Source organism: Nocardioides sp. AE5, assembly GCF_031844485.1.
Lineage (GTDB): Bacteria > Actinomycetota > Actinomycetes > Propionibacteriales > Nocardioidaceae > Nocardioides.
Genome location: NZ_JAUZVI010000005.1, coordinates 1 through 15,042, shown reverse-complemented (window position 1 = coordinate 15,042; position 15,042 = coordinate 1). Strand labels below are relative to the sequence as shown.

Annotated in this window: 16 protein-coding genes and 1 pseudogene; 10 read left to right on the top strand and 7 right to left on the bottom strand. The window is 69.4% G+C overall.

Annotated features, from left to right (window positions below; translation table 11 throughout):
* The first annotated feature begins 80 nt into the window (after positions 1 to 80).
* The gene (locus Q9R27_RS09010; protein ID WP_311252037.1) at positions 81 to 614 is read left to right on the top strand and encodes a hypothetical protein; all 534 of its coding nucleotides are present in this window, start codon (positions 81 to 83) and stop codon (positions 612 to 614) included.
* 21 nt (positions 615 to 635) lie between these two features.
* On the opposite strand, the gene Q9R27_RS09005 is transcribed toward Q9R27_RS09010, so the two are convergent.
* From Q9R27_RS09005 to Q9R27_RS08990, 4 genes are read right to left on the bottom strand one after another with little or no spacing between them, the layout of a single operon-like run.
* Positions 636 to 962: a sec-independent translocase gene (locus tag Q9R27_RS09005; RefSeq protein WP_311252036.1), complete on the bottom strand. Its 327-nt coding sequence runs from the start codon at positions 960 to 962 to the stop codon at positions 636 to 638.
* A gap of 3 nt (positions 963 to 965) precedes the next feature.
* Positions 966 to 2,129 (bottom strand): P-loop NTPase, encoded by a 1,164-nt coding sequence (locus tag Q9R27_RS09000; protein ID WP_311252035.1) that lies wholly within the window; start codon positions 2,127 to 2,129, stop codon positions 966 to 968.
* 11 nt (positions 2,130 to 2,140) lie between these two features.
* On the bottom strand, positions 2,141 to 2,695 hold the full coding sequence (locus tag Q9R27_RS08995; protein WP_311252034.1) for a DUF1003 domain-containing protein: 555 nt from the start codon (positions 2,693 to 2,695) through the stop codon (positions 2,141 to 2,143).
* Positions 2,688 to 3,950: a magnesium transporter MgtE N-terminal domain-containing protein gene (locus Q9R27_RS08990; RefSeq protein ID WP_311252033.1), complete on the bottom strand. Its 1,263-nt coding sequence runs from the start codon at positions 3,948 to 3,950 to the stop codon at positions 2,688 to 2,690. Before Q9R27_RS08990 ends, Q9R27_RS08995 begins: the two co-directional genes overlap by 8 nt.
* Positions 3,951 to 4,026: 76 nt before the next feature.
* Between Q9R27_RS08990 and Q9R27_RS08985 the strand changes: the two genes are divergently transcribed.
* Positions 4,027 to 5,226: an acyl-CoA dehydrogenase family protein gene (locus Q9R27_RS08985; RefSeq protein ID WP_311252032.1), complete on the top strand. Its 1,200-nt coding sequence runs from the start codon at positions 4,027 to 4,029 to the stop codon at positions 5,224 to 5,226.
* 92 nt (positions 5,227 to 5,318) lie between these two features.
* On the opposite strand, the gene Q9R27_RS08980 is transcribed toward Q9R27_RS08985, so the two are convergent.
* Positions 5,319 to 5,948, bottom strand: a complete 630-nt coding sequence (locus Q9R27_RS08980; RefSeq protein ID WP_311252031.1) for a hypothetical protein — start codon at positions 5,946 to 5,948, stop codon at positions 5,319 to 5,321.
* Here Q9R27_RS08980 and Q9R27_RS08975 point away from each other — a divergent pair.
* A complete protein-coding gene (locus Q9R27_RS08975) occupies positions 5,926 to 6,282 on the top strand; it encodes a DUF5302 domain-containing protein (protein WP_311252030.1) in 357 nt (118 codons plus the stop codon). The two genes, Q9R27_RS08980 and Q9R27_RS08975, sit on opposite strands and share 23 nt — an antisense overlap.
* Before the next feature lie 283 nt (positions 6,283 to 6,565).
* Here the strand turns inward: Q9R27_RS08975 and Q9R27_RS18755 are convergent.
* A pseudogene (locus tag Q9R27_RS18755) lies at positions 6,566 to 7,426 on the bottom strand (MFS transporter); the annotation flags it as partial.
* Between the two features lie 96 nt (positions 7,427 to 7,522).
* Between Q9R27_RS18755 and Q9R27_RS08955 the strand changes: the two are divergent.
* From Q9R27_RS08955 to Q9R27_RS08940, 4 genes are read left to right on the top strand one after another with little or no spacing between them, the layout of a single operon-like run.
* Positions 7,523 to 8,149, top strand: coding sequence for a DUF6758 family protein (locus Q9R27_RS08955; protein WP_311252026.1), 627 nt, complete (start codon positions 7,523 to 7,525; stop codon positions 8,147 to 8,149).
* Positions 8,150 to 8,170: 21 nt separating this feature from the next.
* Positions 8,171 to 9,052 (top strand): PHP domain-containing protein, encoded by an 882-nt coding sequence (locus tag Q9R27_RS08950; protein ID WP_311252025.1) that lies wholly within the window; start codon positions 8,171 to 8,173, stop codon positions 9,050 to 9,052.
* A gap of 36 nt (positions 9,053 to 9,088) precedes the next feature.
* A complete protein-coding gene (locus Q9R27_RS08945) occupies positions 9,089 to 9,862 on the top strand; it encodes a ParA family protein (protein WP_311252024.1) in 774 nt (257 codons plus the stop codon).
* A 10-nt stretch (positions 9,863 to 9,872) separates the two neighbouring features.
* Entirely contained in the window at positions 9,873 to 10,505 is a 633-nt protein-coding gene (locus Q9R27_RS08940) for a L,D-transpeptidase (protein ID WP_311252023.1), read from the top strand.
* Between the two features lie 104 nt (positions 10,506 to 10,609).
* Here the strand turns inward: Q9R27_RS08940 and Q9R27_RS08935 are convergent, their stop codons facing one another.
* Positions 10,610 to 11,998 (bottom strand): DEAD/DEAH box helicase, encoded by a 1,389-nt coding sequence (locus Q9R27_RS08935; protein ID WP_397219664.1) that lies wholly within the window; start codon positions 11,996 to 11,998, stop codon positions 10,610 to 10,612.
* 175 nt (positions 11,999 to 12,173) lie between these two features.
* Here Q9R27_RS08935 and Q9R27_RS08930 point away from each other — a divergent pair, with 175 nt between their 5' ends.
* The 3 genes from Q9R27_RS08930 (at position 12,174) to Q9R27_RS08920 (ending at position 15,033) form a co-directional block, all read left to right on the top strand.
* Positions 12,174 to 12,875: a ferritin-like fold-containing protein gene (locus Q9R27_RS08930; RefSeq protein WP_311252022.1), complete on the top strand. Its 702-nt coding sequence runs from the start codon at positions 12,174 to 12,176 to the stop codon at positions 12,873 to 12,875.
* 98 nt (positions 12,876 to 12,973) lie between these two features.
* Complete coding sequence (locus Q9R27_RS08925; RefSeq protein WP_311252021.1) at positions 12,974 to 13,468, top strand: MarR family transcriptional regulator; 495 nt, start codon at positions 12,974 to 12,976, stop codon at positions 13,466 to 13,468.
* Positions 13,465 to 15,033 carry an MDR family MFS transporter gene (locus Q9R27_RS08920; protein ID WP_311252020.1) on the top strand — a complete coding sequence of 523 codons (1,569 nt, stop codon included), beginning with the start codon at positions 13,465 to 13,467 and terminating at the stop codon, positions 15,031 to 15,033. The genes Q9R27_RS08925 and Q9R27_RS08920 overlap by 4 nt, the downstream gene beginning before the upstream one ends.
* Positions 15,034 to 15,042: the final 9 nt, after the last annotated feature.

Here is a 15,042-nt window from a genome sequence, read left to right as displayed (position 1 = left end):
GTTTGTCCACAGGAAATGGCTTCCGGGCGTGGCGGCACGGCCTAGGTTGGAGCCATGCACCGGCAATGGCGGCTGGCCCCATGACGTGGGAGCAGCGACTCTTCTCGTTCCTCGATGACATCGAGGCGCAGGCAGAGAGCGCCTTCGCGCTGGAACGGGACCTGGAGGTCGCGGACCGGGCGCGCGGGGAGTATGCCGCTGTCCATCTGGCCGAACGGTTGATGGCCAGCGTGGATGCCGAGGTGAACTGCCTGGTCCTCGGCGTCGGTCGACTCGGGGGCAGGCTCGCCCGGGTTGCCGACGGTTGGGTCCTGATGGAGGCAGCGGAGCGTGAGTGGGTGGTCAGGATCGACGCGCTGACGTCGGTGCGCGGGCTCTCCCGCCGCGCGGTGCCACGTGATGCCTGGCCGGTGACCGCCCGGCTCGGCCTTCCATCGGCCTTGCGCCAGATCGCCGAGGACGGGGGTGCCTGCCGGATCTGGCTCGTCGACGGCACCAGCCACGACGTGGCCCTGGAACGAGTCGGGGCCGACTTCGTCGAAGCGGTGCTCGTCGGTGGTGGGGGACTGGTGCTCGCCTTCACGACGATCGCCGCCGTGGCCTCCCAGGCCTGAACAGCCTGAAAGGCGCCGGGCTCAGGTCGCCTCGGGGTCGTAGGGAGGCAGTTCACCTGCCGCCAGGGGCCGCGACGAGGCAGGCGAGGTCGCTCCGGGGGCCTCGTCCATCGCCTCGATCACGTGCTTGCGCACGATCGAGCGCGGGTCCAGGTCGCGCAACTCCAGGTCGGCGTACTCCGGGCCCAGTTCCTGGCGCAGGTCATCGCGGGCCGAGTCGGCGAACGACTTGACCTGGCGGACCATCCGGCCCGCCTGCCGGGCGAGCTCGGGCAGCTTGTCAGGGCCGAAGACGAGCACCGCCACGACGGCGATCACTGCCAGTTCGGGCAGCCCGACCCCGAACAAGGATCAGAACCTGGCAGAGGGAGTGAGCCCGAGTTGCATGCCGGCAAGGCCGCGGCCACGCCCGGTCAGGTCCTCGGCCACCTTGGCCAGTTCGCGTGCGGCAGGCGAATCCGGGTCGCCGACGACGATCGGCGTACCGGCGTCGCCTCCCTCCCGCAGCGCGACCTCGAGCGGGATCCGCCCCAGCACCCGTACGTCGTACCCGAACCGCTCCGACAAGGTCGCCGCGACGCGGTCCCCACCGCCGGCGCCGAAGACCTCCAGGCGGTGCTCCTTGCCCTCCTCGGCGCAGTGCGGGCAGGGCAGGTAGCTCATGTTCTCCACGACGCCGACGACGCGCTGGTGCATCATCGAGGCCATCGTGCCGGCGCGCTCGGCGACCTCGGCAGCGGCCTCCTGCGGGGTGGTCACCACGACCACCTCGGCATTGGGCAGGTGCTGGCCCAGGGAGATCGCGACGTCGCCGGTGCCCGGGGGCAGGTCGAGCAGGAGCACGTCGAGGTCGCCCCAGTAGACGTCGGCAAGCATCTGGACCAGGGCCCGGTCCAGCATCGGTCCGCGCCAGGCGACGACCTGGTCGCGGCGGGGCTTGAGCATTCCGATGGAGATCACCGAGACCCCGGATTCGGTGGGGACCGGCATGATCAGGTCTTCGACCTGGGTCGGGCGCGAGTCCCCCACCCCGAGCATGGCGGGCACCGAGTGGCCGTAGATGTCGGCGTCGACGATGCCGACCTTCAGGCCTTGGCGGGCGAAGGCCAGGGCCAAGTTCACCGTCACCGACGACTTGCCCACGCCGCCCTTGCCGCTGGCGATCGCATACACCTTGGTCAGCGAGCCGGGCTGGGCGAACGGGATCTCCCGCTGGGCCTTGCCGTCGGAGAGGACGTTCTTGAGCTCCGCGCGCTGCTCGGGCGTCATCACGCCCAGCTCCAGGTCGACGCCGGTGACGCCATTGACCCGGGAGACGGCTGCGGTCACGTCGCGGTTGATCGTGTCCTTGAGGGGACATCCGGCGACGGTCAGCAACACCTTCACGCTGACCTGGCCCTCGTCGGTGACATCGACCGAGTCGACCATCCCGAGTTCGGTGATCGGGCGCTTGATCTCGGGGTCGTTGACGGTGGCCAGTGCCGCCTTGACGTTCTCGAGGATGGAGGTGCTCATGATCGTCAAGACTACGCTGTGGGGCCGCTCCGCCCCGATTCGCCCCGTGGCTGTGCGGTGCCCCCGGGCGCGGGTGCCTCCCGCTCGTCGCGCTCGTCCAGTTCGGATAGCAAGCCACGCAGCTCGGAGCGGACGAAATCACGGGTGGCGACCTCGCCCAGCGCCATCCGCAACGAGGCGACCTCCCGGGCAAGGAACTCCATGTCCGCATGGGCGCGGGCATTGGCCTGCCGGTCCTGCTCGGCCACCACCTTGTCGCGCTGCTCCTGCCGGTTCTGGGCGAGCAGGATCAGCGGGGCGGCGTACGACGCCTGGAGGCTCAGGATCAGGGTCAGGAAGATGTAGGGGTAGATGTCGAAGCGGGCCCCGCTCGGCGCCACCACGTTCCAGATCAGCCATACGACGATGAAGAGCGTCATGTACATCAGGAAGCGGGCGGTGCCCATGAACCGGGCGAAGTCCTCGGCGAAGATGCCGAAGCTGTCCGAGCGGCCCTGTCGTCGCGGCACCAGTCGACGGCGTACGTCGCGGGGGACGTCGAGGCGGGGCCTGCGTTCCTCAGCCATGCGCAGCGCTCCCTCGTCGCAGCATCAGTTCACGCCAGTTCTCCGGGAGCATGTGGTCGAGCAGGTCATCGACGGTGACCGCGCCCAGCAGGCGCCCGTCCTCGTCGACCACCGGTGCCGCAACCAGGTTGTACGTCGCCATGTGGGCGGCCACCTGGTCCATCCCCATGTCCGGGCGCAACGGGTCCAGCGTGGTGTCCAGTGCGCCGGCGACCAGGGTGGAGGGCGGCTCGCGCAGCAACTTCTGGATGTGGGCGACCCCGATCAGCCGCCCGGTCGGGGGCTCCAGTGGGGGACGACAGACATAGACCAGCGCTGCCAGGGAGGTGGTCAGTTCCGGGTTGCGGACATGGGCCAGCGCATCCGCAATGGTGGCGTCGGGCGGCAGGATCACCGGCTCGACGGTCATCATCGCCCCGGCGGTGTCATCGGCGTACGACATCAGCCGCTTCACGTCCTCGGCGTCCGAGGGCTCCATCAGCTCCAGCAGTTCGGCAGCCGTCTCCGGGGCGAGGTCGGCGATCAGGTCCGCGGCGTCGTCGGGGGACATCTCCTCCAGGACGTCGGCAGCGCGCTCGTTGTCGAGGTACTGCAGGATCTCGACCTGGTCCTCGTCGGGCAGCTCCTCGAGGACGTCGGCCAGGCGCTCGTCGTCGAGCTCGGTGACCACCGCGGCGCGACGCTCGCGCGGCAGGTCGTGGATCACGGTGGCGGCGTCGGCCGGGCGCATCTCGTTGAGCTTGGCGAGCAACTGGGTGGCGGCCTGGGTCTCCTGCTGGCGCGTGAGACCGGTCACTTCCTGCCACTCCAGGACGTGGGTCTGGCCACGGCGGCGCAGGCCGTGGCCGGGCTCCATGATGGCCACCCTGCTGAGCACCCAGTCACGGTTGCGCGCCTGCTCCATCGCCACGTCGTACACGGCGCCGGAGATGTCGCTGCCGATCACCTTCGCGGTGCGGTCCAGCATCTCGCCGATGACCAGGGTCTCGGTGGGCCGCTGCTCGAAGCGGCGCATGTTGAGCAGGCCGGTGGTGTAGACCTGACCTGCGTCGATGTTGGTCACCCGGGTCATCGGCACGAAGATCCGGCGCCGCCCGAAGACTTCCGCGACCAGGCCGAGCACGCGCGGCGCGCTGGTCTCGGAGCGCACCGAGACGACCAGGTCCCGGACCTTGCCGACCTGGTCGCCCTGGGGGTCGAAGATCGGCAGCCCGACGAGGCGGGCGACGAAGATGCGGGACGGGGAGGTGCTCACGGGAGACAACCGTATCCGCTCGCCCGGCCTCTGCGTGTTAGCGTGCCGAGGTTCCCGGCGCCCGAAAGGAATGAAGATGGGCCGTTTGTGCCAGACCGAGGACCTGACTGACATCCAGCAGGAGATCCTCAAGACCGTTCGCCAGTTCGTCGACGCAAAGATCATCCCGGTTGCCCAGGAGCTCGAGCACGCGGACGAGTACCCGACCGAGATCATCGAGGGGCTCAAGGAGCTCGGCATCTTCGGGCTCACCATCCCCGAGGAGTTCGGCGGTCTCGGCGAGTCGCTGCTCACCTATGCCCTGGTGGTCGAGGAGATCGCCCGCGGCTGGATGAGCGTCTCCGGTGTGATCAACACCCACTTCATCGTTGCCTACCTGCTGATGAACCACGGCACCGAGGAGCAGAAGCAGAAGTACCTGCCCAAGATGGCCACCGGCGAGGTGCGCGGTGCCTTCTCGATGTCCGAGCCCTCGCTCGGGTCCGACGTGTCGGCTGTCTCCACGAAGGCGACCAAGCAGGAGGACGGCAGCTACTCGATCACCGGCCAGAAGATGTGGCTGACCAACGGCGGTACGTCGACCCTGGTCGCCCTGCTGACCAAGACCGACGAGGGTGCCGATTCGGTCTACAAGAACATGACCACCTTCCTGGTCGAGAAGGAGCCGGGCTTCGGCGAGACCGCCCAGGGCGTCACCGTCCCCGGCAAGCTCGAGAAGATGGGCTACAAGGGCGTCGAGACCACCGAGCTGGTCCTGGAGGGCCACCAGATCTCCGCCGACCAGATCCTGGGTGGTGAGCCGGGCAAGGGCTTCTTCCAGATGATGGACGGCGTCGAGGTCGGCCGGGTCAACGTGGCGGCACGTGCCTGCGGTCTGGCCTGGCGTGGCTTCGAGCTGGGTATCGCCTATGCCCAGCAGCGCAAGACCTTCGGCAAGGTGATCGCCGACCACCAGGCAGTGCTCTTCCGCCTGGCCGAGATGGCGACCAAGGTCGAGACCGCGCACACCATGATGGTGCGGGCGGCGCGGCTCAAGGACACCGGCACCCGGATGGACGTCGAGGCCGGGATGGCCAAGATGCTTGCCTCCGAATACGCCAACGAGGTCGTCGAGGACTCCTTCCGGATCCACGGGGGCTACGGCTACTCCAAGGAGTACGAGATCGAGCGCCTGATGCGCGAGGTCAAGTTCATGCTGATCGGCGAGGGCACCTCCGACATCCAGAAGATGATCATCGGACGCTCGCTGCTCAAGGACTACAAGCTCAAGGGCTGATCCGAGGAGCACCACCGCTCAGCCGAAGGAAAAGGCCGCGACACGCCGTACGTACGGCGTGTCGCGGCCTTTCGCTTAGCTGGAAGGGCTGGTCACTTCCACTGCCACGACGCCAGGACGCCGTTGGCCACGGCGTCCCGCTTCTCCGGGGCGAGCCAGTCGGAGAACGAGAAGGTGATCGTGGTGACGGTGGTGTCGGCCAGGACGACGTACTCGTCGAGGAAGAAGTTCGTTCCGTCCTGCGTGGCCATGCCGCTGTGGTGCAGGGCGGGATGTCCCTCCAGCACGACGCGTGGGTGCTGCTCGAGTTCGGGCACGAGGTCGAGCAACTGGCCAGGCACTGCCGCCTCGAGGTCGTCCAGGGTGGTGCCGGCCGGCACGTCCTGCACGAGGACCGTGACGTTGTCCTGGAACCCACCGGTGGGTTTCTCCTCGGCCGCGGCCGAGTCCACCGGCACGTCCAGCGCCAGGGCCGTCTCGGAGATGTCCCCCCAGCCCTCCGGGAGCCGGTAGGCATGTCCGGTCCCGGCGATCGCGGCGCCATCGGCCGGCGCACCGAAGTCGGTGTCGGTGACGGTCGGTTCCTCCGGGGCCGGCCTGGACGCGTCCGTGGCGCTCGGGCTCGCCTCGGACTCGGGATCCGGGGCCTCCTCCCCGCCACAGCCGGTCAGCACGACCAGGCCGAGGACGGCCACGAGCATGCTGCGTGCGAGTCGTGTCATTGCTTCCCCTCATGCGTGGACGCGTGCACGGGCCATCGTGCCACCCGATCGGGGTTGCCGGGCGAAAATCGCTTGGCGCGGTGGCCGTGGAATGCCATGGTGGGGTCATCGGGGATCGATCCGAACATCCGAGAGGGAGTGCGTGATGACTGATGCCAGTGACGCCAATGCCGACCTGAAGGCCAGGATGCGTGAGGCACTTGACCGGAAGAACCAGGCCTCCCATCCGACGGATGCAGACGGCAAGCCGGTGCGGGAAAAGGTGCACGGTTCCGAAGTCGAGGGCGGTGCCCCCAAGATGCACCGCCGCAAGGCCGGCGGCGGGGGTTCCTGAGTCCGGTCAGGTCCGCAGCGGAGTCTCCTCCGCGGTGCCCGGCACGGCGAAGTGCCGGGCGAGCGGCCACACCGCGAGCACCAGCACCATCGGCACGGCGAACCCGATCCGCAGCGAGTCCGCGCCGACGAGTCCGGTCAGCACGGCCCCGAGCAGGGGCACCCACATAGTTGAACTGGTTGAACCGGGCGATGACCACGTTGGCCCGCGCCCGGCGTGCCTCTTCGGTCAGTACGCCGTCGCTGGCGATCCGTCCGGCGGCGGAGAAGCTCAGCGGCGCGATCACCGCGGCGCCGAGGCCGAGCAGGGTGAACCCCGCCACCGCAACCGGCCATGTCGGCGCGGCCACGACGACCGCCAGGGCGGTTGCCGAGACCACTGCCGCCGCGCGGAGCACCGGGACCGGGCCGAAGCGGGTGACCAGCCAGTCACCGGACAGGCGCATCACCAGGGTGGCCAGCAGGTAGGGGAAGGTGGCCATCGCGACCAGCCGCTCGGGCGTGGTGAAGGTCGAGTCCAGGTACGTCGGTCCCCAGGTGGTCGAGGCCGTGTCGACCATGTAGAAGAGGACCAGGGTGATCCCGACCAGGACGATCGGCCGCCAGGGCACGTCGACGCCTGGATCGTGGGCCGTGGGGTCACCGACGCGGGGCAGGAACGGCGCCAGGGCGAGCATGGCCGGGAGTACGGCGATCACCGCCACCGGCGCCAGCTGGGGGATGGCCAGGGTGAGCCCGGCACCGATCAGGCCACCGAAGGTCCAGGCTGCGTGGAAGGACGGCAGGATCGTCCGCCCCATGTGCCGCTCCACGGCCACCGCCTGCATGTTGCCCGACGCATCGACGATGCCCAGGCCGACGCCGTAGACGGCCAGGCCTGCGACGAAGACGACGTACGCCGGGGCCAGGGCCACCGTCACGGCGCCAGCCGCGATGACCACCATGCCGGCGCGCAGCACCGTCCCGCTGTCGTGGCGCCGGGCGAGTGCCTCGGCGATCGCGGACCCAAGGCCGGCGAGCAGCACCATCCCCAGCAACAGCCCGGAGAGCTGGATCTCGCCGATGCCCCAGGCCTCCTTGATCCGCGGCAACCGCGTGGTGAGGCTGATGAAGACCAGGCCCTGGGCAGCGAAGGCACAGGCCACGGCGGCGCGGGAGCGGCTGGTGGTGGCAGCGGAGGTCACGATTGAGCATGACACAGCGCCCTTGACGGGGTCGGCACCCTGCCGCACCGTGGGGTGATGCACTTGCGTGCCAGTTGTCCCCGGTGCCCGACCGGATTGGCCACGGACCTGACCTGCCCCACCCACGGAGCGGTGGCGGCGCCCCTGTGGCGCCCGGAGACCGCGACGTACGACGCCCTGGCCGAGCACCTGTCCCGGGCCGCCGACTTCCCCACCTATCTGCCGTGGCCGCTGCCATCGGGTTGGAGCGTCGTCGATTTCGGCGTGGTCCACGACGCTGGGGTGAGCCGGGCGACGGTCTCGTCGGTGGTCGGCTGGACCGACGAGGACGGCCCGATCGACCTGATCGTGGTCAGCGAGGAGCCTGGAACGGGGCTCGGCGCCCGGATCGCGGGCACGGTCCACTCTGATCCGGGGCACGAGATCGCCGCGGACCGGGCGATGGCCAGGGTGCGGGTCGAGTCGCAGGCGGTGCCGGTATGGGCGATCCCGACGCCGGAGGGTGGCGAAGGGATGGAGCGGATCGTGGTCGCCGGTGAGGCGGCGGGCCGGTGGCTGTGGCTGGTGCTGCAACCGGCCTCGGCAGTGATGCTGCTCGCGCGCGACATCGGTCTCGTCGACATCTCCGGATTGGGGGCGGCGCTCCTGGATGCCCCCTTCGGCGGTCCGGGCGCCCACTGGTGAGGTGTCGTCTACGCTGCTGCCGTGCGCATCGACCTCCACACGCATTCCCGCGCCAGCGACGGCACCGACTCCCCGGCTGACCTGGTGCGCGCCGCGGCCGGGGCCGGCCTCGACGTGCTGGGGATCACCGACCACGACACCAGCGACGGGTGGGACGAGGCGGCCCGGGCCGCCGGGGATGTGGGCATCGAACTGGTCAGGGGCATGGAGATCAGCACCCGCTACAAGGGGCGCAGCGTGCACTTGCTCGCCTACCTGCCCGATCCGACGTACCCACCGCTGGTGGCGGCTCTGGATGAGGTCCTGGACGGGCGCAATGCCCGGGTGCCCGCGATCCTGGCCAAGCTCAACGGCCTGCTGGGCCTCGACCTGGAGGAGGCCGAGGTGCACCGGCTGGCCGGCGACCCGGCGGCCACCGGGCGTCCGCACATCGCCGACCTCTTGATCAGCAAGGGGGCCGTGGCCGACCGGACCGAGGCGTTCGAGCGCTACCTGAAGCCGGGCCGTCCGGCGTACGTCGAGCGCAATGCCGCCGACCTCGGCGAGATGATCGGCATCGTGGCAGCGGCCGGGGGAGTCACCGTGATCGCGCATCCGTGGGGGCGGACCGACCCGGCCGGGATGCAGCAGGAGGACCTCGCCGGGCTGCAGGAACTCGGTCTGGCCGGGATCGAGATCGACCACCAGGACCACTCGCCGCAGGCCCGTGCTGCGCTGCGCGCGATCGCGGTGGACCTGGACCTGGTCCGGACCGGATCCAGTGATCACCACGGGCTCGGCAAGGTGGACCACGACCTGGGCTGCAACACGACCGAGCCGGAGCAGTACGAGCGCCTGGTGGAGCTCGCCGCGGCGGCGGCCGAGGCATCGGGACGTCCGGCTCCCGGCGTGCTGCGTCCCTGACCCGCGCGGGTCCGCGCAGTGGCATGATTGGGCCTGATGACGACCACAACGCTCGCGATCGCCAACCAGAAGGGCGGCGTCGCCAAGACGACCACTGTTGCCTCGCTGGGGGCTGCCCTGGCCGAGCTCGGCCACCGGGTGCTTCTGGTGGACCTGGATCCCCAGGCGTGCCTGACCTTCTCGCTGGGCATCGACCCCGAGGACCTCGAGCTCTCGGTGCACCACGTCCTGACCAAGGGCCTCGACGCGAGCGAGGTGATCATCGAGACCGAGGACGGGGTCGACCTGCTGCCGGCCACCATCGAACTGGCGCGGGCGGAGGCGGACCTGCTCACCCGGACCGGGCGCGAGCACGTGATCAAGGGTGCGATGGAGGACCTGGCCGAGTCCGGAGCCGCCTATGACTGGGTGCTGCTCGATTGCCCGCCCTCGCTCGGCGTGCTGACGGTGGCGGCGTTGACCGCTGCGGAAGGGGTGCTGATCCCGCTGCAGTGCGAGACGCTCTCCCACCGTGGGGTCGGGCAGTTGCTGGACACCGTGCACGACGTACGCCGGTTCACCAACCGTGGGCTGGAGGTGTGGGGAGTGCTGCCGACCCTCTTCGACGGCCGGACCAACCACGCGCGCAAGGTCCTGGAGACGATCTCGGACACCTATGACCTCGACGTGGTCGAGCCGCCGATCCCCAAGACGATCAAGTTCGCCGAGGCGCCTGCGGCCGGTCGCTCGATCCTGGCCACCAGTCGCAGCAGCAAGGGCGCGCGGGCCTATCGCGACGTGGCCGTGAACCTGGTCGAACGCAGGAAGTGACACTGGCACGATGAGCCGCCACCGCAAGGAGTCGTCGCCGGCACGGGGCCGGTGGCTGAGCCTTGCGGGCGCCTGCCTGGTCACGGCCCTGGTGGTCGGCCTCGGCATCGCCGCGGTCCAGGAGCGCGTCACCGTCCCCCGGATCGACGACGGGGTGGCTCCCGCTTCCATGGCGGAAGGGGTGCTCCGGTTGCCGGACTCGCCGCAGGTGGCACGGGAGGTGGTCCTGGAACACGATCCGGAGGTCCTGCCGCCCGACTCGGGTGAGGGATATCGGGTGGTCTTCAGCCAGGACCAGCAACGGGTCTGGCTGGTCGAGGCCGACGGGACCGTACGCCGCACCTATCCGGTCTCCGGCAGCGTCTATGACAACCTGGCGAAGGGCACCTATGCGGTCTTCTCCCGCTCCGAGAAGGCGTATGGCATCGAGGACTCGGGGACGATGAACTGGTTCGTCCGGTTCGCGCGCGGGGAGCGGGCCGCGATCGGCTTCCACGACATCCCGGTCCACCGCGGTGAGCCGGTGCAGGGCGTGGCCGAACTCGGTACCCCACTCTCGCACGGCTGCATCCGGCAGGACGCCGACGACGCCCGCGCCCTGTGGGACTTCGCGCCAATCGGCACCCCGGTCATCGTCGTCTGACCTGACGAGTGCGTCGTCTAACCCCCATGTAACGCGGGGTTATCGTCACTCAAGTAGTGCTGTGCGCCCGATTTCCGTCAACAGCACCGCACAAGTCGGAGCGTCTATTCAGCCGCTGCGGCGGGCTTGCCCCCGCGGGTACGCCGCCGACGCCGGTTGCGGTTGCGCGGAGCGCCCTCGGTCTTCTTCTCGCCACCGGCGTCGTTGCGACCCTGGCCACCGCGACGGCCGCCGTTGCGCGACCCGCCGGAGCGGGAACCCTCGCGCGCAGGTGCCGGCTCCGGGTCCTTGACCCGGCCCTTGGTGCCAGCCGGGATGCCGAGGTCGTGGAAGAGGTGCTCGGAAGTGGAGTAGGTCTCCTGCGGCTCCTCGAAGGGCAGGTCCAGGGTCTTGTTGATGACCTTCCACCGGGTGACGTCGGCCCAGTCGACGAAGGTGACGGCGACACCGGTGGCGCCGGCGCGGCCGGTGCGGCCGATCCGGTGCACGTAGGTCTTGTCGTCCTCGGGGCAGGTGTAGTTGATCACGTGGGAGACGCCGGCCACGTCGATGCCGCGGGCGGCCACGTCGGTGGCGACGAGGACCTTGATCTTGTCCTCGCGGAACTTGGTCAGCGCCTTCTCGCGGGCCACCTGGGCCATGTCACCGTGGAGCGGGCTGGCCTTGAAGCCGCGCTCGACGAGGTCGTCGGCGACGCGCTGGGCCTGCCGCTTGGTGCGGGTGAAGATGATGACCTTGTCGGCCTCGTCGGCCTGCAGGATCCGGCCGATGATCTCGGGCTTGTCGAGGTCGTGTGCCTGATAGATGAACTGGGCCGTGGCGGGCACGGTCTGGTTGTCGGCCGATGACTCGGCGCGGATGTTCATCGGGTGGCGCATGTGGGTGCGGGCCAGCGCAATGATCGCGGCCGGCATGGTGGCCGAGAAGAGCATGGTCTGGCGCGTCTCGGGGGTCTTGGAGAGGAGCTTCTCCACGTCGGGCAGGAAGCCGAGGTCGAGCATCTCGTCGGCCTCGTCGAGGACGACGGACTTGCAGTGGCCCAGGTCCAGCGCCTTGCGGTTGGCCAGGTCGATCAGGCGACCCGGGGTGCCGACGACCACGTCGACACCGGCCTCGAGGGCCTCGAGCTGGGGTTCGTAGCCGACGCCGCCATAGACGGTCAGCACCCGGATGCCGCGGTCGGAGCCGGCGAGCTGGAGGTCCTTGGAGACCTGGAGCGCGAGTTCCCGCGTCGGGGCCACGACGAGTGCCTGCGGCTTGCCGGCCTCGAGTTCCACGTAGTCCGGGTCGGTGACGGCCACCGAGCGCTGCAGCACCGGGATGCCGAAGGCCAGGGTCTTGCCGGTCCCGGTGCGGGCCTGGCCGATCAGGTCGGTCCCCATCAGGGCGACCGAGAGGGTCATCTCCTGGATCGGGAAGGGCTCGGTGATGCCAGCGCGCTCGAGGGCATCGCAGATCTGGGGCAGGACGCCAAGGTCCCTGAAGGTAGTCACGTGCAGTGTGTCGCTTCCATGAGTAGGTCTGTGCGGCCGACTCCGGTTGGCGGATCTGCCGCGCACATGCGCGTCGGCCTGGCCAGCCGAGTGGTCCGGCGACTGGTGCCGAGACAAGGGGCGCAACTCGGGTCGCGCCACGCAATGTGGCCGAGTCTATCGGTACGCTGCACCCATGACTGAATCCACATCTGCCGCCGAGGGTGTCGCCATCTCCGATCCGGCCTACCAGGCAGCGGTGGTCGACCTGCTCGGTGTGATCAGTTGTGCCGAGCTCGCTGCCTTCGAGCGGCTCGCCGAGGACGCCAAGCTGGCGCCGGAACTCGAGGACCGGATTGCCCTGGTCACCATGGCCGCGGTCGAGGTGGACAACCTGCTCAAGCTCCGTGATCGCCTGGCCTCGCTGGGCGTGGATCCACACGAGGCGATGGCACGCTTCGAGCCGGCGCTGGAGGCCTTCCACCGGCACACGTCCCCGTCGAACTGGCTCGAGGGCCTGGTCAAGGCCTACGTGGGCGACGGCCTGGCGCGGGACTTCTATGCCGAGATCGCGGCCTTCGTCGACGTGGAGACCCGGGAACTGATCCTGGCCTCGCTGCGGCGCGACGTACACAGTGAGTTCGTGGTGCAGCGGGTGCGTGACGCCATTGCGGCCGACCCGCGGGTTGGTGGTCCGCTGGCCCTGTGGGGGCGTCGCCTGATGGGGGAGGCGCTGACCCAGGCGCAGCGGATCGCTGCCGACCACGATGCCCTCTCCGCGCTGCTGGCGGGTGGCGTGGACCGCCCGGGGATGGACCTTGCTTCCCTGGGCCGGATGTTCAACCGCCTCACCGAGCGCCACGCCGAGCGGATGGCCGAACTGGGCCTCGCGCACTGACGCATTCCGGCTTGCCACGTGGGTGAGCCGGCCGCGTGCGCATCGTCACAGCGCCGCGTAGTTGGTTGAGTAAAGCAACCAATGTCATGATTGTTGACATGGTCAAGCAATCTGCGGTCGACGACGGCTCCTCGCCCGGGCCCTTCGATGACTTCGCAACCAGCCTCTTCCGCTTCACCCGCACGTTGCGCTCCACCCAGGGTCTCTGGGTGCAGTTGCCCGGTCGCCTCAAGCGCTCCGACGTCACGATCCTGCGCGTCCTCAGCGAGCGCGGGGAGTGCCGCCCGGGATTCATCGCCGACGAGCTCGGCATCGGTGCGAGCGCTGTCAGCCGCCAACTCGTGCCGCTGGAGGAGGACCGCCTGGTGGCCCGGCGCCGCGACCCCGAGGACGGGCGCGCCGAACTGGTCTCGCTCACCCCGGTGGGCCGCAGCCGCCTGACCACGCTGCGTACGGCGTACATCTCCGGCATGCAGGCCCAGTTCGCCGACTGGGACGACGACCAGGTGTACGCCGCGGCCGCGCTGCTGGACCAGATCTCCGACCACCTGGCCCCCGCGCTCGGGCGGCCACAGAAGGGCAGTGACGCATGAGCGACCAGTCCGCGGCGTACACCGAACCCGACCTCAGTCACCGCGAGATCCTCGAGGTGCTGGCGGGCCTGCTCTCCATGCTCTTCGTGGCCATGGTCAGCTCGACCATCGTCAGCACCGCCCTGCCCACGATCATCGGGGACCTGAAGGGCAACCAGACCCAGTACACCTGGGTGGTCACGGTCACCCTGCTCGCGATGACGGTGACCAGCCCGATCTGGTCCAAGCTGGCCGACCTCTTCGACAAGAAGCTGCTGGTCCAGATCGCCGGCGTCCTCTTCCTGCTCGGCTCCCTGGTCGCCGGGTTCGCCCAGGACGTGCCGCAACTCCTCGCTGCCCGTGGCCTGCAGGGCCTTGGTGTCGGTGGACTGATGTCGCTCTCGCAGGCGATCATCGGCTCGATCATCCCGCCGCGCGAACGCGGTCGCTACAGCGGCTACATGGCCGCAGTGATGGCGGTGGCCACGGTCTCCGGCCCGCTGATCGGTGGCCTCCTGGTCGATACGGTCGGCTGGCGCTGGTGCTTCTGGGCCGCCGTGCCGATCTCCCTGGCGGGCCTGGCGATGCTGCAGAAGTTCCTCCACGTGCAGAACGTCCCGCGCCGGGTGCGCATCGACTGGCTCGGTGCGATCCTGATCTCGATCGCCGCCAGCCTGCCCCTGGTCTGGGTCTCGTTCGCGGGTCACTCGTTCGACTGGGCCTCGCGCGAGACCGTCTACCTGCTGGCGCCGGCGGTGCTGGCCACCCTGGCCCTGGTCGTGGTCGAGCGCTCCCACGCGGAACCGCTGATCCCGCCCAAGATCCTGCTGGAGCGCACCACGATCCTGGCCGTCATCGCCAGCATCGCGGTGGGCATCGCCCAGTTCGGTACGTCGGTCTTCCTCAGCCAGTTCTTCCAGGTCGCCCAGGGGTTCTCGCCCACCCAGGCCGGGCTGCTGATGCTCCCGCTGATCCTGGGCAGCATGGTCGGCGCCACCGCCTCGGGACAACTCATCACCCGCACCGGAATCTGGAAGCCGATCATGCTGGTCGGCACCGTGGTGCTGATGGGCGGGCTGATGCTGATGGGCCTGACCGACCACACCACCCCGATCTGGCACTTGAGCATCTTCATGGTGCTGATGGGCGTCGGGCAGGGCACCCTGATGCAGAACGTGGTCCTGGTCGTGCAGAACACCGTCGACGTCCGCGATGTCGGGGCGGCCAGCGGCGTGGTCTCGTTCTTCCGCTCGCTCGGCGGCACGATCGGCATCGCCGTCCTCGGCGCGATCCTGACCAACAGGGTCAGCGCCCACATCGCCACCGGGCTCACCGAGCACGGATTGCCCGTGCCCGAGGACGCAACGGGTGGCGGCACGCTGGACCTGGATGCGCTCCCGGAGCCGTTGCTGACGATCGTCCAGCACGCCTACGGCGACAGCACCGGGTTCATCTTCGTGGTCGCCGGCTTCTTCACGGTGATCACCCTGGTGGCGATCTGGCTGATGCCGGTCACCGAGTTGCGCACCACGGTGCGCAAGGTGGACGAGCACGACGGGCTCGCCCTGGAGCAGCCGATCGACTGAGCCCCCGAA

Excerpts from the sequence above, each read along its gene's own strand:
- Q9R27_RS08940 (WP_311252023.1), top strand. The coding sequence starts at position 9,873 with ATGAGCCGCCACCGCAAGGAGTCGTCGCCGGCACGGGGCCGGTGGCTG.
- Q9R27_RS08995 (WP_311252034.1), bottom strand. The coding sequence starts at position 2,695 with ATGGCTGAGGAACGCAGGCCCCGCCTCGACGTCCCCCGCGACGTACGC.
- Q9R27_RS08945 (WP_311252024.1), top strand. The coding sequence starts at position 9,089 with ATGACGACCACAACGCTCGCGATCGCCAACCAGAAGGGCGGCGTCGCC.
- Q9R27_RS08930 (WP_311252022.1), top strand. The coding sequence starts at position 12,174 with ATGACTGAATCCACATCTGCCGCCGAGGGTGTCGCCATCTCCGATCCG.
- Q9R27_RS08985 (WP_311252032.1), top strand. The coding sequence starts at position 4,027 with ATGGGCCGTTTGTGCCAGACCGAGGACCTGACTGACATCCAGCAGGAG.
- Q9R27_RS08925 (WP_311252021.1), top strand. The coding sequence starts at position 12,974 with ATGGTCAAGCAATCTGCGGTCGACGACGGCTCCTCGCCCGGGCCCTTC.
- Q9R27_RS08920 (WP_311252020.1), top strand. The coding sequence starts at position 13,465 with ATGAGCGACCAGTCCGCGGCGTACACCGAACCCGACCTCAGTCACCGC.
- Q9R27_RS09010 (WP_311252037.1), top strand. The coding sequence starts at position 81 with ATGACGTGGGAGCAGCGACTCTTCTCGTTCCTCGATGACATCGAGGCG.
- Q9R27_RS08975 (WP_311252030.1), top strand. The coding sequence starts at position 5,926 with ATGCTGCGTGCGAGTCGTGTCATTGCTTCCCCTCATGCGTGGACGCGT.
- Q9R27_RS08955 (WP_311252026.1), top strand. The coding sequence starts at position 7,523 with ATGCACTTGCGTGCCAGTTGTCCCCGGTGCCCGACCGGATTGGCCACG.
- Q9R27_RS09000 (WP_311252035.1), bottom strand. The coding sequence starts at position 2,129 with ATGAGCACCTCCATCCTCGAGAACGTCAAGGCGGCACTGGCCACCGTC.
- Q9R27_RS08980 (WP_311252031.1), bottom strand. The coding sequence starts at position 5,948 with ATGACACGACTCGCACGCAGCATGCTCGTGGCCGTCCTCGGCCTGGTC.